Source organism: Anaerolineales bacterium (assembly GCA_022866145.1).
GTDB lineage: Bacteria > Chloroflexota > Anaerolineae > Anaerolineales > E44-bin32 > PFL42.
Map to the genome: position 1 here is coordinate 1 of JALHUE010000009.1, position 2,649 is coordinate 2,649.

The window sequence follows — 2,649 nt, forward strand, 5'->3', positions numbered from 1 at the left end:
CGGGCGTCTCCGACAACAAAGAGGCGGCCGGGGGACGCGCCGCAGATCGCCTCGACGATCGCCCGCTGGCGTTCATTCGTGTCCTGGAACTCGTCGACCAGGACAGCGGACATTTCGGCTTGCCAGGCTTGGCGGACCTGCGGGAGGCCGAGCAGGCGCACGGTGTTGGCTTCAAGGTCGTCGAAGTCAAGCGTGCTCTTCTCGTCGAGGCTGCGGCGGTAGAACTGGGCAGCGAGGCCGTGGACGGCAATGACGCGCTGGAGGTCCTCGGCGAAGCGCTGTTCAACGGCTTCATCCGGTGGAGCGTCGTCCGTTTTCCCGCCGCCAAGCCAGGGCTCGAGGCGATCTTCATAGACGTCACGGATGCGGCGCACGGCGTCCTTGGCCCGGCTGTCCTTCTTCCCGATGTTCAAGCGCGTATGCTGGCGGCGAATGGTGAAGAGCGCAGCACCGGCGGCGATGGGATTGCCCTGTGCGAGGTGGGCTTCGGCCTGCCCGAACTCGGCCAGGAGAGCTCGCACCTGGTTGGCCAGCTTATCGCTGGCGTCGGCTTCAAGCCTGCCTGAGGATTCCAGCTGGCGCAGCTCAGCGATGGCCGTCTGGACCGGCTGGCTGTCAAGGAACGAGGCGAGAGCGGCTGCAACCATCTGCCTGGCCCGCTCCGGCGCCGCCCCACCCTGCAGCACATCACCCACGTCCAGCCGCCGGCGCAGCAGGAAGGCGATGAGATCGGCGATGGAGAGCGGACTGAAGGAGGCGAACAGGGGCGCCAGGTCATGCTCCTGCGTGGCCAGGGCAAGCGCCGTCTCCACTGCCTGCTGCTGCAGGAAGGCGGCATTCGCCTCATCGGCAACCTCAAACTGGGGATCCACGCCGGCCTCGGCCGGGTGAGACCGCAGCACCTCGGCGCAGAAGCTGTGGATCGTGCCGATGCGGGCCGCGTCCAGTCCGGCTTCCAGGTTGGACCAGAACGCAGCCCGGACAGGATCAGCCTCGGCATCGATCTCCAGGCGGACGGCGCTACGGACGCGGTTGCGCATCTCGCGGGCCGCTTTCTCGGTGAAGGTGATGGCCAGGATCTGGCGCGGCGATAGCCCCTCGTCGAGCAGGGAGAGGTAGCGGGCGACGAGCGTGCGCGTCTTGCCGGTCCCGGCGCCGGCCGTGACCACCAAGTCCCGCCCGCGCGAAGTGGCGGCCTCGAGCTGCCTGCCTTTGAGGTCCGTCAGATAGGCTGTCATCTCAAGCGGTCTCAGCCTTCACAGGCATGCGCATGCTGCGCACCTTCGAACATCGAACAGCCCCCTGCCCTACCATGCCGAGGGCGCATAGCGCCAGCACCAGCCGGCGGCCGGGCAGTAGCTCGGACATCCTCCCTGCGGCGGGATGGGCGGAAACTGGCCGGCGCGGATCGCCTGCAGGATGCGGGCGACGTGGCTCTGCACAACCTGGACGGCCCCATCGACGCCGGTCAGTTGTTGGCCCTCGACTTCCTGATGGAACCGCGCCAGGCGCAGCGATCCCGGCTCTGCCCTCAGGATGGCCCAGTAGAACCCATCCGCCGCTTCGCCGAGCCCGAGCGCACGCTCTGCGGCCAGCGCGTACAGCGGCAGCTGCAGCCGCCGGCCGTCGATCAGATCCCGAAGGGCCAGGGCGCTGGCCCCGGTCTTGTAGTCAATGACCCGCAGCTGGCCGGCGTTGTTGGTGTCCACCCGGTCGATCACCCCGCGCAGGAGCACCAACTCGCCGTCGACCTCCAGCTCGAGGGCGGGCTGACCCTCTCTGCCAAACGACTGCTCGAATGCCACCGGCGTCCACCCGGGCTCGACCTCGGCCAACGCCGTGACGGTCTCCTCAAGCTGCTCCAGGAGAAACGCCTGCTCCATCTCCCAGAGCGGCGAGGGCCGGAAGGCATACGCTCGCGGTGCATCGGCGAACGCCTGCGCCGTGACTGCATGCAGCCTGTCCAGCACGCAGGTTGGGTCCGCCGGGTTGTGTGCTTCGCCATACGCCCGCTCGAGGATCGCGTGCAGCAGCGAGCCTCTCTGCTGCACGTCCATCCCGGGCTGCGGCGGCTCCCTGACCTCGAGCTGCAGCGCATTGGCCGCAAGGAACTCGAGCGGGCAGGAGGCGTAGGTCTCGAGGCGGCTCGGACTCCAGACGTGCGCCGAACCGTACCGGGCGGCAAGCAGCGCCTGGGCGGCAGCCAGGTCCCCCTCAAAGGGACCGGCCGGCTCGGACGCCAGCCTGGCGGCGAAGACCGTGTGCGCCCGCCGGGCATCCGCAAAGCGCGGCGAGAACTCGCCATACGCTCGAGGCAGCGACCCGCGCCGCACGGCCAGGAACAGGACCTCGGCCGGCGAGGCGCCGTCGGCCAGGGGCCGCGGATCATCCGGGCGGACAAGTCGCGGGGATCCCTCGAAGAGCGATGTCGCTGCCGTCCAGTACGGGGACGGCTCCCAACGCTCGCCATCATCGGCCAGCGTCGGGCGTGTGAGCAGCAGGAAATCATCGGCGCGGGTCACGGCCTGGTAGAACAGCCCGGCCTGCTCGCGGCCGAGGCGCGGCTCGAGACCGAGCTCGGTTCGAACCGCTTCCCGCAGGAAGGGGTCCTCCCGCTCAACCTCAGGGAACAACCCTTCGGATAGCCCC

General features: G+C 69.0%; 2 protein-coding genes. Both read right to left on the reverse strand.

The features are described from left to right. A partial coding sequence (locus MUO23_00295; protein ID MCJ7511389.1) for a UvrD-helicase domain-containing protein occupies positions 1–1,238 on the reverse strand: 1,238 nt, incomplete at its 3' end. Positions 1,239–1,307: 69 nt separating this feature from the next. Next, positions 1,308–2,649 (reverse strand): PD-(D/E)XK nuclease family protein (locus tag MUO23_00300; protein ID MCJ7511390.1); only part of this gene is annotated, 1,342 nt, incomplete at its 5' end.